This window comes from Aliamphritea ceti, from assembly GCF_024347215.1.
In the GTDB taxonomy this organism is placed as follows: Bacteria; Pseudomonadota; Gammaproteobacteria; order Pseudomonadales; family Balneatricaceae; genus Amphritea; species Amphritea ceti.
In genome coordinates this window covers 1,029,426-1,047,344 of sequence record NZ_AP025282.1, presented here as the reverse complement: position 1 = coordinate 1,047,344, position 17,919 = coordinate 1,029,426, and the positions used below count along the sequence as shown (strand labels likewise).

The 17,919-nt window shown below is 47.7% G+C and carries 14 protein-coding genes; 7 read left to right on the top strand and 7 right to left on the bottom strand.

What is annotated here, in order from left to right; genetic code table 11:
• Window positions 1-14: 14 nt before the first annotated feature.
• From OCU49_RS04745 to tdh, 3 genes are all read right to left on the bottom strand, one after another.
• Window positions 15-3,503, bottom strand: a complete 3,489-nt coding sequence (locus tag OCU49_RS04745; protein WP_261843836.1) for an alpha/beta fold hydrolase — start codon at window positions 3,501-3,503, stop codon at window positions 15-17.
• A gap of 562 nt (window positions 3,504-4,065) precedes the next feature.
• A complete protein-coding gene (gene kbl, locus OCU49_RS04740) occupies window positions 4,066-5,256 on the bottom strand; it encodes a glycine C-acetyltransferase (protein WP_261843835.1) in 1,191 nt (396 codons plus the stop codon).
• Between the two features lie 3 nt (window positions 5,257-5,259).
• Window positions 5,260-6,288 carry an L-threonine 3-dehydrogenase gene (gene tdh, locus OCU49_RS04735; RefSeq protein WP_261843834.1) on the bottom strand — a complete coding sequence of 343 codons (1,029 nt, stop codon included), beginning with the start codon at window positions 6,286-6,288 and terminating at the stop codon, window positions 5,260-5,262.
• 155 nt (window positions 6,289-6,443) lie between these two features.
• Here tdh and OCU49_RS04730 point away from each other — a divergent pair, with 155 nt between their 5' ends.
• Window positions 6,444-7,055, top strand: a complete 612-nt coding sequence (locus OCU49_RS04730; protein WP_261843833.1) for a helix-turn-helix domain-containing protein — start codon at window positions 6,444-6,446, stop codon at window positions 7,053-7,055.
• Window positions 7,056-7,459: 404 nt separating this feature from the next.
• Here the strand turns inward: OCU49_RS04730 and OCU49_RS04725 are convergent, their stop codons facing one another.
• Window positions 7,460-7,729, bottom strand: coding sequence for a Txe/YoeB family addiction module toxin (locus OCU49_RS04725; RefSeq protein WP_261843832.1), 270 nt, complete (start codon window positions 7,727-7,729; stop codon window positions 7,460-7,462).
• Window positions 7,710-7,982, bottom strand: coding sequence for a type II toxin-antitoxin system Phd/YefM family antitoxin (locus OCU49_RS04720; RefSeq protein ID WP_261843831.1), 273 nt, complete (start codon window positions 7,980-7,982; stop codon window positions 7,710-7,712). The genes OCU49_RS04725 and OCU49_RS04720 overlap by 20 nt, the downstream gene beginning before the upstream one ends.
• 802 nt (window positions 7,983-8,784) lie before the next feature.
• Here OCU49_RS04720 and OCU49_RS04715 point away from each other — a divergent pair.
• From OCU49_RS04715 to OCU49_RS04695, 5 genes are read left to right on the top strand one after another with little or no spacing between them, the layout of a single operon-like run.
• Window positions 8,785-10,866, top strand: a complete 2,082-nt coding sequence (locus OCU49_RS04715; protein ID WP_261843830.1) for a hydantoinase/oxoprolinase family protein — start codon at window positions 8,785-8,787, stop codon at window positions 10,864-10,866.
• Window positions 10,866-12,584 (top strand): hydantoinase B/oxoprolinase family protein, encoded by a 1,719-nt coding sequence (locus tag OCU49_RS04710; RefSeq protein WP_261843829.1) that lies wholly within the window; start codon window positions 10,866-10,868, stop codon window positions 12,582-12,584. The genes OCU49_RS04715 and OCU49_RS04710 overlap by 1 nt, the downstream gene beginning before the upstream one ends.
• Window positions 12,581-13,741, top strand: a complete 1,161-nt coding sequence (locus OCU49_RS04705) for a trans-sulfuration enzyme family protein (protein WP_261843828.1) — start codon at window positions 12,581-12,583, stop codon at window positions 13,739-13,741. Before OCU49_RS04710 ends, OCU49_RS04705 begins: the two co-directional genes overlap by 4 nt.
• Window positions 13,734-14,516: a maleate cis-trans isomerase family protein gene (locus OCU49_RS04700; protein ID WP_261843827.1), complete on the top strand. Its 783-nt coding sequence runs from the start codon at window positions 13,734-13,736 to the stop codon at window positions 14,514-14,516. The genes OCU49_RS04705 and OCU49_RS04700 overlap by 8 nt, the downstream gene beginning before the upstream one ends.
• The gene (locus tag OCU49_RS04695) at window positions 14,513-14,971 is read left to right on the top strand and encodes a RidA family protein (protein WP_261843826.1); all 459 of its coding nucleotides are present in this window, start codon (window positions 14,513-14,515) and stop codon (window positions 14,969-14,971) included. The genes OCU49_RS04700 and OCU49_RS04695 overlap by 4 nt, the downstream gene beginning before the upstream one ends.
• Window positions 14,972-15,123: 152 nt before the next feature.
• On the opposite strand, the gene OCU49_RS04690 is transcribed toward OCU49_RS04695, so the two are convergent.
• Both OCU49_RS04690 and OCU49_RS04685 read right to left on the bottom strand, forming a co-directional pair.
• On the bottom strand, window positions 15,124-15,975 hold the full coding sequence (locus OCU49_RS04690) for a LysR family transcriptional regulator (protein WP_261843825.1): 852 nt from the start codon (window positions 15,973-15,975) through the stop codon (window positions 15,124-15,126).
• Window positions 15,976-16,623: 648 nt separating this feature from the next.
• On the bottom strand, window positions 16,624-17,067 hold the full coding sequence (locus OCU49_RS04685) for a MarR family winged helix-turn-helix transcriptional regulator (RefSeq protein ID WP_261843824.1): 444 nt from the start codon (window positions 17,065-17,067) through the stop codon (window positions 16,624-16,626).
• A 93-nt stretch (window positions 17,068-17,160) separates the two neighbouring features.
• Here OCU49_RS04685 and OCU49_RS04680 point away from each other — a divergent pair, with 93 nt between their 5' ends.
• Complete coding sequence (locus OCU49_RS04680; RefSeq protein WP_261843823.1) at window positions 17,161-17,613, top strand: hypothetical protein; 453 nt, start codon at window positions 17,161-17,163, stop codon at window positions 17,611-17,613.
• The last annotated feature ends 306 nt before the right edge of the window (window positions 17,614-17,919 follow it).

The following is a 17,919-nucleotide window of genomic DNA, read 5'->3' as shown; positions in this document are numbered from 1 at the left end:
CACGGATGTATATTTCAGGCAGTTTTATCTAAATGCTTAACCATCAGTGGATAAACATCATCCACAGCATTCCGCCCAAAAATACAGTCAATGTGGCCGTATCCGGCAATCACATGCCGGCTGTACTGTTGCTCACCAAATTGCTGGCAAAGATTCTGATATGTTTGCTTAGTGCTTTCAGGCAGATAACATTCGTTATCCTCACCATGAATAAAACAGATAGGCAGATTAAGCCGTTCGATATGCGGACGGTACACATCCTCCCCGTCTGCATCGGTGATATAACCGGTCCGGCAAACTGCCGCCAGATGTTCAAAGGCACTAATATTCGCTTCACCAAACAACTCATGAAGATTATCGTGTAACAGGTCATTCAGCTGTTGATGTTTATATAACGAGGCATAGTTAAAAGTGACCCGGTGACACACCGCACTGTTACAACTGCCCTGCGCCTGTTGTAACGCATTAACCGACAAAGCCTTATCCCAAATCCGCTCACGCCAGTCAGCATGACTGTCTACATACGCAGTCAGTGAATCGACACCAAATGTGTTTAGTACGCCGGGTAAATACAGACCTGTTTTAATCTGAGTTGTCAGCGGCACCACAACATCGTTTGCGATCTGGGAGCAAACTATAGAACGAACCCCCTCAAGCCCCGCCAGCATCGACATAAAGAATGTCGAAGCCCCCCAACAATGCACAACCGCCTGAACAGTTTCGGCCCCTGTACGTAAACGAATGCGCTCAACAGCAGCAGGAAAATCATACTTAGCTACCTGATCCCCGGTTGACTGTTGCTCAGCGGCTGGCAGATCAATACTGACCCGGAAATCCAGCAACCAGACGTCATAATCATGACTGCAGAGATATTCAACCAGGTTCGTTTTAATAAGGTCTGTAGAAAAAATACCGGAGCTGACACCTAAGCCATGCACCAGCATCACAGGCCCTTTTGACCCGGCCTGATAACGGCTCAGGCGCAAATTAACGCCATCATCGGTCTGCAGATATTCCAACTGTGGGGCGGGTGCATTTAACTGACGCTTTTGTCGTGGAGGTGCTGCAGGATTAAAGCGCTGTTCTTTACTGAAAACACCGCCGTAGCTGTCCCAGAGAACCCCGGAAAAGTGCTTACCAAAACCAGCAAGGGCTGACAGTTTTTGCTGCACATTATCCGCATTGAGCACCTTCATAGTGGTCATTTGTACGGCAAAGTCTGCGGGATTAATATGCATAATACCTCTGGCAACAACAGTTCCCTGCGCATCATTCCCCTCATAAACAGTGACATAAAGAGTTGATGTATCCGGCCAGATATCTCTTGGATCCGGATTATTTTTTATAACTTTATACGCCGAAAAGTAATAACTGCTCTCAGAATTATACATCTGCATCTGATACACCATTCGCCGGGTATCAGGTGTTTCAGGATAGTCGACAAACAACTGAAACTTACCACCGCTGACATTCAGGGTGTGTGCTGACAACAAAGGTGCTTCAACGCTGCCAATAATGCCGGCAGTATGCCCGTCATTATCTAGTGAAGAGCTATCCAGCAAAGCGGATAAGTCGCTGACACGAATTGTCAGGGTGAACTCCAGAGTATGACCGGCGGCCTCTCCTTTCTCATAAGCTTTCTGATAAGCCTGTTGATACATAGCCCCGGAGTCAGCGTTATGATCAGCGGAATCCGTATCAACCCGCGCCATAAAACCACGCATTTTCTCAGTAAACTCAATACCCAGCTTCAGCGTTCTGGCCTGACGGTCAGACTGGGAAGGAAGCTGATAATTAATACTGAAGCCGTAATCTTCCGCCATTAATGCACAGCAACGCTCGGTTATTGCAGAAATCGTCAGCAACGGATTGACTGCCAGTGAGGTTGGCAAAACGGCTCCATCAGAAATATACAAACCTTTATGCACAGCATCACCGGCCTGTCCGGAGAACACCCTCCCTTTATGATCAACAACGCCGGAGGCAGCATCATCCGCCATATTACAGCCCCCCAGAGGATGTACAGTCACCAGGCTCTTATTAAATAAGGGTGTCCAGACCGGGTTTTCAATATAGTTACCGTTCAGCGCCGCACTAGCTTTACGTAAATTTTCATTGGCGTGTGCAAAAACCGCCTCCTGGCCTAGTCCTGGCCAGCTGATTCGCAGCCGGTCTTCAGCAAGGCTGGCTTGCCCTGTACCGCTGTCATGGCTCATTATCAGGTAAGTTTGCATCCGGTTGGCTGCACCACGATAAGGCCCCTGTAAACGGCTTTGCCATTTTCTTGCGGATTTACGCATAATTTCAGACAGGTTTTCATCGTGGTCAGCATCTTCGCCAATCAAATCATCCGCGGCGGCCATCGCAGGAATCATTAACCGCCCCATTGCCCCGGGAATACTGCCTTCTTCTATTACCATCCGCTGAGAGCGATCATCACTCTGGCGCATATCAATAACACTGGTAATACAGGGGCCAACAGGCTGCATATCCGCGGGATTAAGATCACCAAACCCAATCCCCTGAATTTTTTCATCGCAGTTATATCCAAATCCAAGTACATCACCATTACCGGTAAAGCCTTTACCCAGATGATCCGAAACACTTAAACCATTAGCTTTAGAGCGCAGCATAATTTCATTACTGCCGAGCGTGCCTGCTGCCACCACCACAATATCAGCACTAACAGTTAACAGGGCTGCATCAAAAGCAGCTCTGCCCGTTTCCGGCAAACGATAATGAACCTGCCAGTTAGCGCCGCTCTTAGTCACATGGCTGACCAGCACTTCACAAAATATTTCAGTGCCGTGATTCCAGGCATCTGGTAAGTAATTCATCTGAGTGGTGTTTTTTGCGCCGGTATTACAACCGGAGACACAGTCCCCGCAGTTATTGCAGGCAGGTTGCTCAACGCCAACATGATTACCGCTGTCACCGGTGTCAGTAAAATTGACATTAATCGGCGTTTTATAAAATGTCTGCGCCATTGCGGCGGCACTTTTCTGATGCGCACGGGTCTTGGCTAAATCAGGATAGTTCTCGGAATTGTTATCGGGATAGACTGCAGGTTTGAGCATTTCACGGGCACGCTGTACGCCCTCATTCAGTAAGTCATTCTGCGGCACTCTTATCTGCTGGGGCCAGGCAGGGTCACTAAAAACATTATCATCCGGTAGCAGGGAAACATTGGCATTAATCAGCGAAGTGCCGCCTAAGCCGCATCCAACGACAACGTTCTGTTCTGCATTAACATGAATATTGTACAGCCCGGTTGGCGAACCTATCTTGCCATGCGGAGTATCAAACTGAAGTTCCTTAAGCGCCTCGATCTCTGTATCAGGAAAATCACCCGGCAGAATCTCCTTACCCCGCTCAAGTAAACATACGCTTTTACCGGCTCGGGATAAGCGCGAAGCACAGATACTCCCTCCATAACCTGAGCCGATAACAATCACATCGTAATGTGGCTTGATATCCACCACATCCATAGAAATTCTTTTCATGCCAGACATCCCTTTCATAAGTATTTTTGCCGGTCATGCCAACAACCGGCATTATTTTTATAATCAGCAAAGACGCGTCTCTTAGCCTTAAAACACAAGCCAGAAGGCCAGAACAGCAACACATCCCTGATGCTGACTGAATCGCGTCAACCAAATAAACTTAGCATCAAACGGTTGTTTTATCCTCTGCACTGCAGAATAAAACCTACCAGCTAATAACCTTCATATATCAGAGTACAAAGCCAACTGAGCTAATACTTAAGGTAATGGGAATGGCAAATAAGGGGGAAAGAAAGCGAAAAAATTGCGCCCTCCACAGATCAGGCTACATCACTGTGGAGAACGCGAGGGCACAAAGTTTTGTTATCCGGCAGGTAATCCAGATAACTTGTGCACGCTGCCCGGGCAAGGCTTTTTAGGGCTGGGCAGCGCTGCTTTGGAAATCGGACAAAAGTCTGATCTAAAGGGGACCAAAGTCTTTGAAACAAACATGTTCTACGAATAAGCAGTGCTAACTAAGTGCTACTTATAAGCACTGCTAACTAAGTACTACTAATAAGCACTATAAATTCATTTCCTGCATTACTTTGCGGAAAGCATCCATTACACGATCGATATCCGCACGGCTATGCCCAGCTGATACCTGAGTACGAATACGTGCCTTGCCCTGCGGAACAACAGGATAAGAGAACGCAATCACATAAATACCGTGCTTTAAGGCCCGCTCAGCAAACTCAGCAGCAACCTTCGCGTCGTACAACATAATAGGCACGATCGGATGGTCACCCGGCAGAATTTCAAAACCAGCTTCTTTCAGCTTCTTACGGTAATACAGCGTGTTTTCTTTCAGCTGTTCACGGATTTCCGCAGATTCACTGACCAGATCCAGCGCCTTAATCGCACCGGCCACAACCGGCGGCGCAACAGTGTTAGAGAACAGATAAGGGCGAGAACGCTGACGTAACAACTCAACAATCTCTTTACGGGCGCTGGTATAACCACCACTGGCGCCGCCAAGGGCTTTACCCAGCGTGCCGGTAAGAATGTCGATACGACCAATTACACCGCAGTGTTCATGGCTGCCGCGACCGTTTTCACCTACAAAACCTGTGGCATGACAATCATCCACATGCACCATGGCACCGTACTTGTCCGCTAAGTCACAAATTTTATCCAGCTGAGCGACATAGCCGTCCATAGAGAACACACCGTCAGTGGTGATCAGCTTAATACGCGCGCCGTCGGCATCCGCCTGCTGTAGCGCTTCTTCCAACTGCTGCATATTGTTGTTGGCATAACGGTAACGCTTAGCCTTACACAGACGCACACCGTCAATAATGCTGGCGTGGTTCAGTGAGTCAGAAATAACCGCATCGGCATCGGTCAGAATGGTCTCGAACAGACCGCCATTAGCATCGAAACAGGACGGATACAGAATCGTATCTTCCGTACCCAGAAACTCAGTCAGCTTATCTTCCAGCTGTTTATGAATAGTTTGGGTACCGCAAATAAAGCGCACTGACGCCATGCCGTAACCAAACTCTTCCAGACCTTCGCGAGCTGCCCGGTTAACCTCAGGATGCTGTGCCAGCCCCAGGTAGTTATTGGCACACAGGTTAAGTACCTGAGAGCCATCCTGCAGGGGTACGTTAGCGTTCTGCGCACCGGCAATAACCCGTTCGTTCTTATATAAACCTGCTTCACGAATCGCCGTTAACTGATCCGCGTAATGTTGTCTTGTATTAGCCTGCATTGATTAATCCTCCCAGTTCAGGATAACTTTACCCGCCTGACCGCTGAGCATTGCGTCAAAGCCTTGTTGAAATTCTGTAAAGTGCATACGGTGAGTAATGACCGAGCTCAGGTCCAGACCGGTTTCCACCATCATCGACATTTTGTACCAGGTGTCATACATCTCACGACCGTAAATACCTTTAATCGTCAGCATGCTGAAGATCACCCGGTTCCAGTCAATGTGCGTATCCTGATTCGGAATACCCAGTACAGAAATCTTACCGCCGTGGTTCATGTTGGCGATCATGTCATTCAGCGCCGCCGGGCTACCGGACATTTCCAGACCAACATCAAAACCTTCAACCATGCCCAGCTCTTTCTGAATATCATCAAGCTTCTCATCCATGATATTCACCAGGCGGGTCGCACCCAGCTTACGGGCAAGATCCAGACGGAACGGATTGTGGTCAGTCACGACAATGTTACGTGCGCCGGCATGCTTACAAACCGCCGCCGCCATACAACCAATCGGACCCGCACCGGTGATCAGTACATCCTCACCCAATAATGGCCACTGCAGTGCAGTGTGAGTTGCGTTACCAAACGGATCGAAGATAGCCGCGATGTCTTTATCAATATCCGGGCGGTGAACCCAAACGTTAGCCATTGGTACGGCAATATATTCAGCGAAAGCACCGGTGCGGTTCACACCGATACCTGAAGTATGGTTACAGAAGTGGCGTTTGCCAGACATACAGTTACGGCAACGGCCGCACACAACATGCCCTTCACCGGAAACCAGCTGGCCAGGATAAAAATCCACTACGTTGGAGCCTACATCAACAATCTCGCCAACAAACTCATGGCCAATTGTCATCGGAACAGGAATGGTCTTTTGCGCCCATTCATCCCAATTGTAGATATGCAGGTCAGTACCACAAATCGCAGTACGGTGTACTTTGACCAGAACATCGTTAATACCGATTTTAGGCATCGGTACCTGCTCCATCCAAAGACCTACTTCAGCCTTCGATTTAACCAGTGCTTTCATTGCCACTTCTCTTATATTGGAAAAATTTCCTGAATACTTTACCTGCAAAAATACACTATGCAAGATTTTTTTCCATTATCCTAAAAGCGACATATGGAAAAAATCCGCAAATACGCGTAGCATTGGGCTCCTTCGTAAATCAGCGCATAGAAAAGATGTCGGAAATAAACCTGAAAAGCCTTGCAGACAGGCTCAAACAATACCGCAAAGATAATCAGTGGACGCTGGAACAGCTGGCCGAACAGTCAGGTGTCAGCCGTTCAATGCTAAGTCAGATTGAACGCGGCAAAGCCAACCCAACCCTGGCGGTTACCTGTCGTGTCGCTCAGGCACTGAATATTTCTATTGCCGAACTGGTTGAAGAACCCTGGACCCAGCCAAGTATTGAAGTGGTTGCCCACGACGCCGACGACAACGTCATGCGCGATGATGAAAACGGCTTCGTACAAATGCTCACGCCACCGAACTCGACAACTGAGTTCTACCGTTTACGTCTGGCGCCAGCAGCAACCCTGAATTCCAAGCCCCATTTCCGTGGCACCCGGGAGATTCTCACCGCCCATAAAGGTAAGGTGACTGTTATTTCCGGTAGCGATAACCGGGATATGGAAGAAGGCGATACCGCTTATTATCAGGCAGATCAAAACCACTGCATCATTAACCGCAGTAACGAAGAAGCTTTGTTATATATGGTGATTTGTCTGGAAGAGCCAAATGCAATTGGCTATGAGTGGGATCTGACGGATCATCCGGATAATAATCAGTAAGTGTTTATTTAGACTAGAAAGCAGTCCTCATTGGCTGCTTTTTTTGTGTCTGTTTGTTTCTACGGACAATCTATTTATTGTGAGTTTTTCTTTGTTTATGTGCTGATTCTTTACTTGGGATGATCTTTTTCGACTTCGTCGAGTCAAGACTTTTATAACGGCGCAAAAGTCTTAACAATCTAAACGCCGCCCCCCCGCTTGTCCGGCTACGCCGGATTCCCTGCGCGTTTCGCCTTTGAATGGCATCGCAAAAACTCAGTCGCTCCGCTCCTTCAAACAGTTTGCGCTGCTGTTCATTCAATGCCTGCAATGCTCGGCTGCGCAGAAGGGGAATCATGAAGCCGTGCCATACGGCAAGCTTTGTGTCGATAAATGCTAGAGGGAGGATCGGCCACTTTTGTATTTTATTTCTGATCGTAGTGGCCGCCTAGTGCGAATATATAAATGTATTCATCATCGAATTTATAGATAAGGCGATCTTTCTGTGAAATACGGCGAGACCAGAAACCACTTAGATTATGTTTCAACTGCTCTGGTTTACCTGAACCGATAGCAGGATCACCGCGCAACATTTCTTTCAGATGCTTACAAATCGCTTTATGCAGTTTTTTGTCCTGCTCCCGAATCCGTTCGTACGCAGTCCAGGTATTTCCTTCAAAGACCAGTGATCTCATCTAATTGCCCTTCCGTTGGCTTATACCCAGCACCGGCCTGATGTGTCTTTACAGATTCCGAAATTTGCTGCATTAAAGAGGAGTTTTGCAGCACATATAATGTTTCCTGCTCTCGCTCCCAGTCATCAGCACTTATGACCACGAAGTCTTCTCCAGCACGACGAGTCACCTTTATCGGCTCGTGGTTATCCACCACTTGTTCCACAAGACTTTTAAGATTGTCCCTGAAACGGTTAACACTTACAGAATCCATATATTCACCAGTTGTACGGTATATCCGTACAATTTAGCAATTTAGTAATTATTTAGCAAAGATGTGTATTAGTGATAGCGATTACTTTATCGGTTCTGATATTTGTGATGAGCTTTTTCGACTTCGTCGAGTCAAAACTTTTGTAACGGCAACTATCTGTTACTAACTAATTCTTAACAAACTCAACGCCGCTGCACTACTAGCATCGAGATCAAACATTGCCTTTAGCCGTTTATATTGACCATAGACTCAAGTCTTGTATTTTACCCTTGATAAAGCACATTTCTGACGCTGGCACCCAACCTCCCCCCTTCTGCGCAGCCGAGTATTGCAGGGAGTAACAGATAAGCCGGATGAACTGTTTGAGAGCGCGTAGCGGTCGAGTTTTTGCGGTGCCATTCAATGGGAAACGCGCAGGGAACCCGGCCCTTTCGTAACTAAGAGCAAGGCAAGCAGTGGGGCCACTTTTAGATTTTTAAGACTTTTGTGTGGTTACAAAAGTCTTAAATCGACGAAGTCGAAAAAAATCATCAAAAATACAAATTAAACACAGCAATTAAGAAAGAAAGCGGACTAGCAACTAGCCAAACTAAAGTCCCCCCTTACAAGCCAACCAATACAATAATTCCCTCAGTAAAACCTAAAAATAAAAGCTCTTTCAGACCCATCCCAAACCTCATTCCAACCCAAATTCAAACGACCAAAACCCGCTATTAAAATTTTCGATAGCGTCAGAAAAACGTTTTGTTTTTTCTTTTTCAAATTTTTAAACAGACTAGCGTCTCTTACTGGAGAGCAGTCTATGACACAAAATAAAAACCAAATACGTCTGGCAGCAGATATCGGTGGCACATTCACCGATATCGTACTTGAAACACCCGCTGGCCTTGTGACAGCAAAAGTACCAACGGACGTATTGAACCCGGAAAAAGGTATCCTGAACGGTGTGAATGTTGTTCTCGAAAAGGCATCTGTAACACCTGAGCAGGTTGATGTCTTTATTCATGGAACTACGCTGGCGACGAACGCGCTGATTGAGCGCAAAGGCGCTAAAACAGCGCTGATCACGACCCAAGGCTTCCGTGATTCATTAGAAATAGCCTATGAAAACCGCTTTGATCAATATGATTTGATGATCGATAAACCGGTACAGCTAATTCCCCGGGAGCTTCGTTTCACCGTACCAGAACGAATGGATGTACGGGGCCGGGTGTTACTTGAGCTGAACCGCGAAGCAGTGCTGTCTCTGGTTAATGACATTGAAAAAAACAATATTGAATCTATCGCCATTGGCTTGCTGCATAGCTATGCCAACCCCGCTCATGAAGAGGCTGTTCGGGATATTTTAATTGAAGCTGGCTGCAAGGCTGAAATTTCTTTATCTAGTGAAGTCTGTCCTGAAGTTCGTGAGTACGAACGGTTAATGACAACCGCCTGTAATGCCTACGTTCAACCCATTATGGCGCGCTACTTAAAAGCACTGAAGATGGCATTACACGAGAGTGGTTTTCGCTCACCGCTATTTTTAATGACCTCCGGCGGTGGTATGACAACCCTGGAGTCAGCGATTCGTTTTCCTATTCGGCTGGTTGAGTCAGGTCCAAGTGGCGGCGCAGTATTAGCCAGCAGGATCGCCGCTAACGTACAGGAAAGAAATGTTGTTTCGTTTGATATGGGCGGAACTACAGCAAAGATTTGTCTGATCGATGATTACGAGCCTCAGACTGCACGGAATTTTGAAATAGCCCGCGCTGCCCGTTTCCAAAAAGGCAGCGGTATGCCAGTGCGTATTCCGGTGGTTGAAATGATCGAAATAGGTGCAGGTGGAGGGTCTATTGCCCATGTAGATAGCATGGGTCGCCTTGCTATTGGCCCTGAAAGTGCGGGTTCTACACCGGGGCCCGCCTGTTATGGTCACGGCGGGGAGCGAGCAACGGTGACCGATGCTAATGTATTGCTGGGTAAAATTGATCCTCAGGATTTTGCCGAAGGTAAGATGCAATTGGACATCGCCGCTGCTGAGGCAAGCGTGACCTACGGTATTGCGCATAAGCTGAATGTACCCATGCATGAAGCCGCATTCGGTATTGGTGAAATGGTTGAAGAAAACATGGCCAATGCTGCACGTATTCACAGTGTTGAGCACGGCGCCGATCTGACTCAATGCACGATGATTGCTTTTGGTGGCGCAGGACCACTTCATGCGGTTCGTCTGGCTGAAAAGTTAAATATACAACGTGTGATTGTGCCTGCGAATTCAGGTGTGGGGTCTGCGGTGGGTTTTTTGTGGGCGCCGATGGCCTATGAAGTGGTTCAGAGTCGTTACATGACCCTGGATAACTTTAATGCATCAGAAGCCAATCACGTGCTCAGTCAGATCGGTGAAGAAGCCTTTGAAATCGTGCGTAATGGTGCACCTGAAGAGCCGCTTACTGAAACACGTACCGCGTATATGCGCTATATCGGGCAGGGACATGAAATCGAAATTCCGTTACCCAACCGCGATTTAACAAATGAAGATAACACGCTGATTAAAACGACTTATGAAGCGTATTACAGCAATCTATATGGCCGTACGATTCCAGAACGGGACATTGAAATACTGTCCTGGTCAACGGTTGTATCTAGCGCCAAAAAACTGGCTGAAGATATCGTTCCTAACTCAGAAGTGTATCCGGCGACGCCTAACGCCAGCCGTAAAGGCTTCTTACCTAGTACGAAGCAATACGAAGATGTGCCCGTGTATTGGCGACCTGATTTATCACCCGGTGCGTATTTTGAAGGCCCTGCCATGGTTGCTGAACCGCAGACCACTACATTTGTTACCAGCGCCTACCGAGCGTATATCGACTCACAATCCAACCTGATTCTGGAGGCGAAATAATGACTACCTCATCTCTGTCAGATATTGATAAGCAGATTCTCTGGAATCGTTTAATCGCAATTGTTGAAGAGCAGGCACAAACGCTTATGCGTACCGCCTTTAACCCAATCGTACGGGAGTCAGGTGATTTATCCGCGGGTATCTTTGATATACAGGGGCGCATGATTGCTCAGGCAGTAACGGGTACTCCCGGACATATCAATACGATGGCTGAATCAGTTGGGCATTTCCTGGCACATTTTTCACTGGACGAGATGCATCCGGAAGACGTCTACCTGACGAATGACCCCTGGAAAGCTGCCGGACACCTGAACGACTTCATGTTGGTACGCCCCTGCTTTCATGAGGGCAATCTGATTGGCTTTACGTCATGTACCAGCCACCTTGCAGATATTGGCGGTTTAGGTTTTGGCCCTGATGGTACTGATGTGCTGGATGAAGGTTTGTACGTGCCGATCTTCAAGCTGATTGATGCCGGTAAATTAGATCAGACATTCATGACGATCCTTAAAGCCAACTCCCGGGTACCGATAGAAGTGGAAGGTGATATCTATGCGCTGATCGCATGTGTCGAGTGTGGTAGTCGGCGTCTGTCTGAATGTATGGGCGATTTTGGTATCGCGACCATTGCAGAGATATCTGACTATATCGTCGATACATCCCGCAGCAGTACGCAGGAACGTATCCGTCAGCTAACCGATGGTATCTACAACTTTGAGATGCGCGTAGATGGCTACGATAAACCGCTGGACCTGGTCGCTAAACTCACCATTGCCGGTGGTGACCTTGAAGTTGATTTCACAGGTACATCCGGGCTATCCCGATATGGCATTAACTGCCCGTTAAATTATGCCAGTGCCTATACCTGTTTTGCCCTGAAATGCGCGATAGCCCCTGAAGTACCTAATAATCATGGTTCTATTGAACCAATGAAAATTATGGCGCCTGAGGACAGCATTTTGAATGCTCAATTCCCTGTGCCCGTCGCCATGCGGCACGTCGTTGGCCAGTTGCTGCCTGACGTGATGTTTGGCTGTTTACATCAGGTGATTCCCGGTACGGTTCCTGCGGAAGGCACCTGTTGCTTATGGGACCTGCCTTTACGCGGTGGCTATTCTGTTGAAAGCGGTTTGGGCAGTACTAAATTTGCCACTGAGCTGGTCCACAATGGCGGCACGGGCGCACGCCCGACAAAAGACGGCTTATCTGCTACATCTTTCCCCAGCGGGGTGATGGGCTCCTTAGTAGAGATTACTGAAAGTGTTTCACCACTGATTATCTGGCGCCGTGAATATCGCGAGAACTCCGGCGGTGCAGGTAAGCAACGTGGTGGACTGGGTCAGGTCTTAGAACTATCCAGCAGTGAAAATGCGCCAATATCGCTGTTTGCTGCAGTCGATCGCATTCATCACCCAGCCCGCGGCCGTGAACAGGGAAAGGAAGGCATTGCAGGTTCATTAGCACTTACTTCAGGTGAAAATCTGAAACCAAAAGGTGAACAAATGATCCCTGCGGGAGAAAAACTGATTGTCTTTACCCCAGGCGGCGGTGGCTACGGTAATCCGTTGGAACGGGACCCGGCTGCCATTGTTAATGATGTACTTTCAGGCCTGGTTGATCGTGAGAACGCTGAAAAACAGTATGGACTTGTTGTCGACAGCAAAGGTGACTTTAGCCCTACGGAAGCCCGAAAGCGGCAAACGGGAGCAGGACAATGAACAAAATAACGAACCCTGAAACCCTTACAGCAACTGCCCTGAGCTGGGTTGACCGGGAAACTGACGCAATGGCGGCGCCTATCCGTCCGTCAACATCCTTCCTGCGAGATCCAGAACAGCTGGATCGCACCGGGCGAATTTTTTCACGGGATGATAATCCTACCTACCTCCAGCCAGAGGCGCTCATTAATCAGCTTGAAGGCGGCGCTGGTTGTCTGTTATTTGCCTCCGGCATGTCGGCAATGACAGCAGTGTTTCACACCCTCAATCCAGGCGATCATGTGATATTGCCAAAAAACGTCTATTCAGGCTTGCGTCAATGGCTGAACCAGCATGGCAAACGCTGGGGCTTAGAAGCCTCATTTTTATCAAGCTACGACAGTGAAAGCGTGTCTAATGCCCTCCTCCCGGGAAGAACAAAGCTTGTCTGGATGGAAACACCCAGTAATCCAACCTGGGAGGTCTCTGATATAGCAGCTATTTCAGCGGCGGCTCATGCGGCTGGCGCTCTGGTTGCAATTGATAATACGGTAGCCACACCGATACTGACCCAGCCAATTGCTCACGGTGCTGATGTGGTATTGCATTCGGGTAGCAAATACCTCAACGGTCACGGTGATCTGATAGCCGGTGCACTGGTTGTTGCTCCGGGTCAGGAAGAATTGCTGAAAGCGATTCAGGGCATTCGTAATGATTACGGCGGCGTATTAGGAACGTTTGAGACGTGGTTACTGCTACGCGGTATGCGCACTTTATCGCTACGGGTCAAAGCAGCATCAGCCAGTGCACTTAAGCTCGCACGGTTTTTGAGCACACATGAGAAGGTTACTCTGGTGCGCTATCCCGGCCTGGAGTCACATGCTGGTCATGATATCGCCCGCCGGCAAATGCAGAACGGTTTTGGCGGTATGCTCTCTTTCCAGGTAAAGGGTGGTGAAGCTGCAGCAAAAATAGTTGCTGCCCGTACACAGTTAATCCGCCAGGCCATTTCCTTTGGCAGCCCCGACACGGTGATAGAGCATAGAGCGTCTATGGAAGGTGCTGATTCACCAACCCCGCGTGACTTACTGCGTGTATCCGTTGGCCTTGAGCACATTGATGATCTGATCGCTGACCTGAGACAAGCACTTGATGGCGAGGTGGAGAATAATGACTAAGATACTCTCAGCAGCCATACCAGGTATTGGTGCTAACGCGCGTTGCAAGCGTATTGGCCTGATCGTGCCTTCATCTAACACCAATGCTGAACCGGACTGCTGGATGCTCACGCCTCCCGGGGTGACATTACATGTAACGCGCAGTGGTGGATATGATGTCAGCGTCATTCCTGACTCAAACGAAATGCGCCGCTTTGCCCGTCAGTCACTGGAGCAGCAAGTGCAGTTACTCGTCGATGCACAGGTCGATGTTATTGCTTACGGCTGTACATCAGCAACACTGTCCGACGGGCCCGCATTTGATAAAACTTTTGGTGATGATATCCAAACGATGTCTGGATGCCCTTCTGTCACCACCGCCGGAGCGCTTATAGCTGCAATAAAATCGCTCGGACTTGAGCGTGTTGCATTCACCTCCCCCTACGTAAGAGAACTCGCCGATGAGTCTGTTGACTTCATTCGCCAGAGTGACATTGAGGTGGTCAGCCAGGTCGGTTTTAGCAAAAATCTGAACAGCCTTGAACAGGGGGCTCTAACGCCTGATGATGCTTATGAGATGGCCCTCAGGGCGGACCATCCGGATGCACAGGGCGTTGTTATTTCCTGTACTGATTATCGGGCACTGGAAGCGATTCCAGCCATAGAGGCAGCCATTCAAAAGCCTGTAGTAACCAGTAATCAGGCGCTGATGTATGCATGCCTGAAGCAACTGGGAATTGAGCCTGCTCATACCCCAGAAGGCGGACGGTTATTTAACAGAGGAGCCTTTGTATGAGCAGTATCAATGAGCGTTTACAGGAACTGGCGCTGGAATTACCCAAACCACCAGAGCCCGCTGCTAACTATGTTCCGGGGGTTCAGGTTGGCGACCTTATCTTTCTGTCAGGCCAGACACCTAAAGACGGAAGCCAGATTCGCTACAAAGGAAAGTTAGGCGTCGACCTGTCCGTTGAAGACGGATATGCAGCAGCCCAGCTTTGCACCTTGCGACTTCTGAGTGTTTTACAGTCCATAACAGGCGATCTGGCAAACGTGAAAAAGATTGTAAAACTGACAGCCTTTGTGAATGCCGGTGAGGATTTTGAAGCGCATCCTCACGTCGTAAACGGTGCCTCAGATCTGCTGGAAAGTTTATTCGGCGATAAAGGTCAACATGCGCGTGCGGCCGTTGGGGTAAGCAGCCTGCCCAGCGGCGCAGCAGTAGAAGTGGAGCTGATCGCTCAGGTTTAATAACAGTAACGCGCCCGGACAGTTTAGATTGCCCGGGTGCGGATCACTAAAACAGGCTTTACTCGATAAGAAACACCGGTGAAACGCCCTATACTGACTGTAAAAGACATGACACTTAAAATCTGACAGTCAGCTATTTCAAATCAAAATAGCTACGCTTTAATCAGTATTGCTCGCAATCCATTTACAGCAATGTCCAGCTGTTCCTTATCGACGGGTTTCTCTGGATAAATCAGATAGACCGGACGGTTCAGCGAAGGTGCTCCTGCCACGGCAAATAAGCGTTTATCATCAAGGTATTCCTGCACATCAGCTAACGATAAGTACGCGTAGCCTGAATTTTCCAGCAGGTACTCAAGAGCAGCCTCAGGAAGTCCTAAATTAATTGTAGCGCTATGAAGGTGCGGTAATTTTTGCCGATGCTCTTCACGGTACCCATAACTCCAGTCGATATACAGGTAGTCCAGATTGTTGCACTCATCAAACGTTTTGGGTTCATGAGACACCATAATCAGCTTGTCATCCATAAACTGTTCGATGTGCAATCCGGGAAGTACTCTCGGCATAAGTGTGAGCGCAACATCCAGTAATCCCTGAGAAACCTTTTCAGTAAGACGCTCAGAGTAATCCATTTCAACAGTTATCCCCAACGATGGACAATGCATACGCATCCAGTTAATCCAGCCAGGAAAAGCACGCTTCCATAAGTTCATATGGACACCAAATCCAATCATGCCGTCAAAACCGTCAGGCAATGCCAGGTCTTGCTGTCCTTGTTGCCACAACTGCTGTATCGACACCGCATAATTATGAAATCTCTGACCAGCAGGCGTGAGATGAACACCTATAGATGTCCGTTCGAACAGCTTGCGGTTAACTCTCTCTTCAAGCACCTTAATCCGGGCACTGACAGTAGACTGCGTAATGTGTAAACGCTCAGCTACACGGCTAAAATTACCAGTTGAGGCAAGCTCGAGGAAAGTCTGTATCGTATTAATATCCATTGCCCTACTATATCCGTTCTATTTGCTAAAACCATTAACTATGAGAGCAAAAAACCGGGCCTATGAAGTACCTGGTTATGATACAAAACTGGTCTTTCTGGCGATTGATTTTAAAAGCAGACTTTTGAGTACTCCCAACAGCTAATCAGGGTAATAGTCGCCGCATCCAGCATCCTCTCCCTGCCTTTTCTTTATCCTTCTCACCTCTTGCTGATATCTACGGTTTCTTCTATACATTAATACTCTTATGAGGCAGCCACAGCAGAAAATACCCGATTACTGAAAACGGAATATGCTTCAGCCTATTTCTAAAAACCACCACTTAACTCAGGCTTTCCAGCTTCCCCTTCTTCCCAAGCGAGCATTGCAGACGTTGAATGATCAGCGGCGACTGAGGTTTTGCGGAGCCATTCAAGGGAGAAACGCGAAGGGAACGCGGCCCTTTCGTAACTAAGAGCAAGGCAAGCAGTGAGGCGGCGTTTAGATTCTTAAGAGCTCTCTTTGACAAGCTTAAGTCGTTTAAAGGTGTTGAGTCGTGTTAGAAAAAAGCATCACAAATAAAAATTCAGCACCCTAATCAAGAAAAACGCTGAACTATCAAAACTTATAAAATATCGGCCTCAGTTGAAGAAGAACACATCAGAAAAACTACTTCTCCAACCGCCCCATCAACTTTTGTAGCACAACTGAAACCTGCTCCAAATCAGCCTCAGTCAGATCACTGGCAAGTGAATTAACCCAGGGAATCTGCTTTTCCATAGCCTGAGCATATGCATCCACCCCGGCTTCTGTAAGTGTTAATAATTTCGCCCGCTGGTGATCCGGATTAGGTTGAGTAACCAGTAGACCATCTTTAACCATCTCATTCGAAAGCCGCTGTACCGCTTGTCTCGACTGCCCCATGATCCGGGCAATATCTGGTACCGTCATTGATCCTGGTCCACTGGATAAGGCACCCAGAACCTTCCAGCGTGCGCTTGTCAGCCCTACGTCTTTAACCAGTTGATCTCCTTCCAACACCAACAAACCATTCAACTTAAATGTTTGCAAAATAATGCTAGTTAACAAATGTCCTTCCGCGGTGTGCTTCATTATCTAACTCTTTATCAATGACAACATGTTGTCATAAATTACCAAAACCTATATATTGACAACACATTGTCAAAATTTCAGGAGACTAATACAGTGAAGATTAAAATCCATCTTGTAGCCGCTGTTGTCGCAACGCTTTGTATCTCTACGTTTTTTACTGCAACTATACTGGTTGAGCTTTTCGGTTCAAAAGAATCTATTGCTACAGTAAAAAACTTAATCGTTACACCCGGCTTGTTCTTCCTGATCCCGGCATTGGCGATAACGGGTATTTCAGGCTTTAACAGTGCAAAAAACAGACAAGGCCGGCTGATCAGTAATAAGCAAAAACGCATGCCATTCATTGCCGCTAACGGATTACTGATTCTGCTACCTTGTGCAATTTTTCTGAATCAGTGGGCTGCAACAGGAACATTTAATCCACAGTTTTACATCGTTCAGGCATTCGAACTTCTTGCCGGCGCCATAAACTTATCATTAATGGGCCTGAATATTCGTGACGGGCTGAGAATGACCGGCAAACTTCGCCCAAGTAAAGCTCAGTAAACCAAAAAAACGCTAAACAGCACGAGTGTAGAGATCATACAAACTATTACTAGGAGCAGGTCTAGTCTTTTGCCATAACAAAGCACCTTCCTGGCGCAGGCACCCCGCTTCCTCTTCTGTGAAATAGAGTACCACAGTGAGTGATAGGTAAGCCTGATGTACTGGTTGAGAGCACTTAGCGTGCCTACTAAGTTCTAATAAAGAGAACAGCGTCATTTAAGAACGAAACGCGCAGACAACCCCACTCGCAGCGAATCACCTGACAAGCAGTGGGGCGGTCTTAAAATTATTAAGAATAAGCTCATA

Coding starts and splice junctions, on each gene's coding strand:
- OCU49_RS04695 (WP_261843826.1), top strand. CDS start 14,513: ATGAGCAGTATCAATGAGCGTTTACAGGAACTGGCGCTGGAATTACCC.
- OCU49_RS04690 (WP_261843825.1), bottom strand. CDS start 15,975: ATGGATATTAATACGATACAGACTTTCCTCGAGCTTGCCTCAACTGGT.
- OCU49_RS04705 (WP_261843828.1), top strand. CDS start 12,581: ATGAACAAAATAACGAACCCTGAAACCCTTACAGCAACTGCCCTGAGC.
- OCU49_RS04710 (WP_261843829.1), top strand. CDS start 10,866: ATGACTACCTCATCTCTGTCAGATATTGATAAGCAGATTCTCTGGAAT.
- kbl (WP_261843835.1), bottom strand. CDS start 5,256: ATGCAGGCTAATACAAGACAACATTACGCGGATCAGTTAACGGCGATT.
- OCU49_RS04715 (WP_261843830.1), top strand. CDS start 8,785: ATGACACAAAATAAAAACCAAATACGTCTGGCAGCAGATATCGGTGGC.
- OCU49_RS04745 (WP_261843836.1), bottom strand. CDS start 3,503: ATGAAAAGAATTTCTATGGATGTGGTGGATATCAAGCCACATTACGAT.
- OCU49_RS04730 (WP_261843833.1), top strand. CDS start 6,444: ATGTCGGAAATAAACCTGAAAAGCCTTGCAGACAGGCTCAAACAATAC.
- OCU49_RS04685 (WP_261843824.1), bottom strand. CDS start 17,067: ATGAAGCACACCGCGGAAGGACATTTGTTAACTAGCATTATTTTGCAA.
- OCU49_RS04700 (WP_261843827.1), top strand. CDS start 13,734: ATGACTAAGATACTCTCAGCAGCCATACCAGGTATTGGTGCTAACGCG.
- OCU49_RS04720 (WP_261843831.1), bottom strand. CDS start 7,982: ATGGATTCTGTAAGTGTTAACCGTTTCAGGGACAATCTTAAAAGTCTT.
- OCU49_RS04725 (WP_261843832.1), bottom strand. CDS start 7,729: ATGAGATCACTGGTCTTTGAAGGAAATACCTGGACTGCGTACGAACGG.
- tdh (WP_261843834.1), bottom strand. CDS start 6,288: ATGAAAGCACTGGTTAAATCGAAGGCTGAAGTAGGTCTTTGGATGGAG.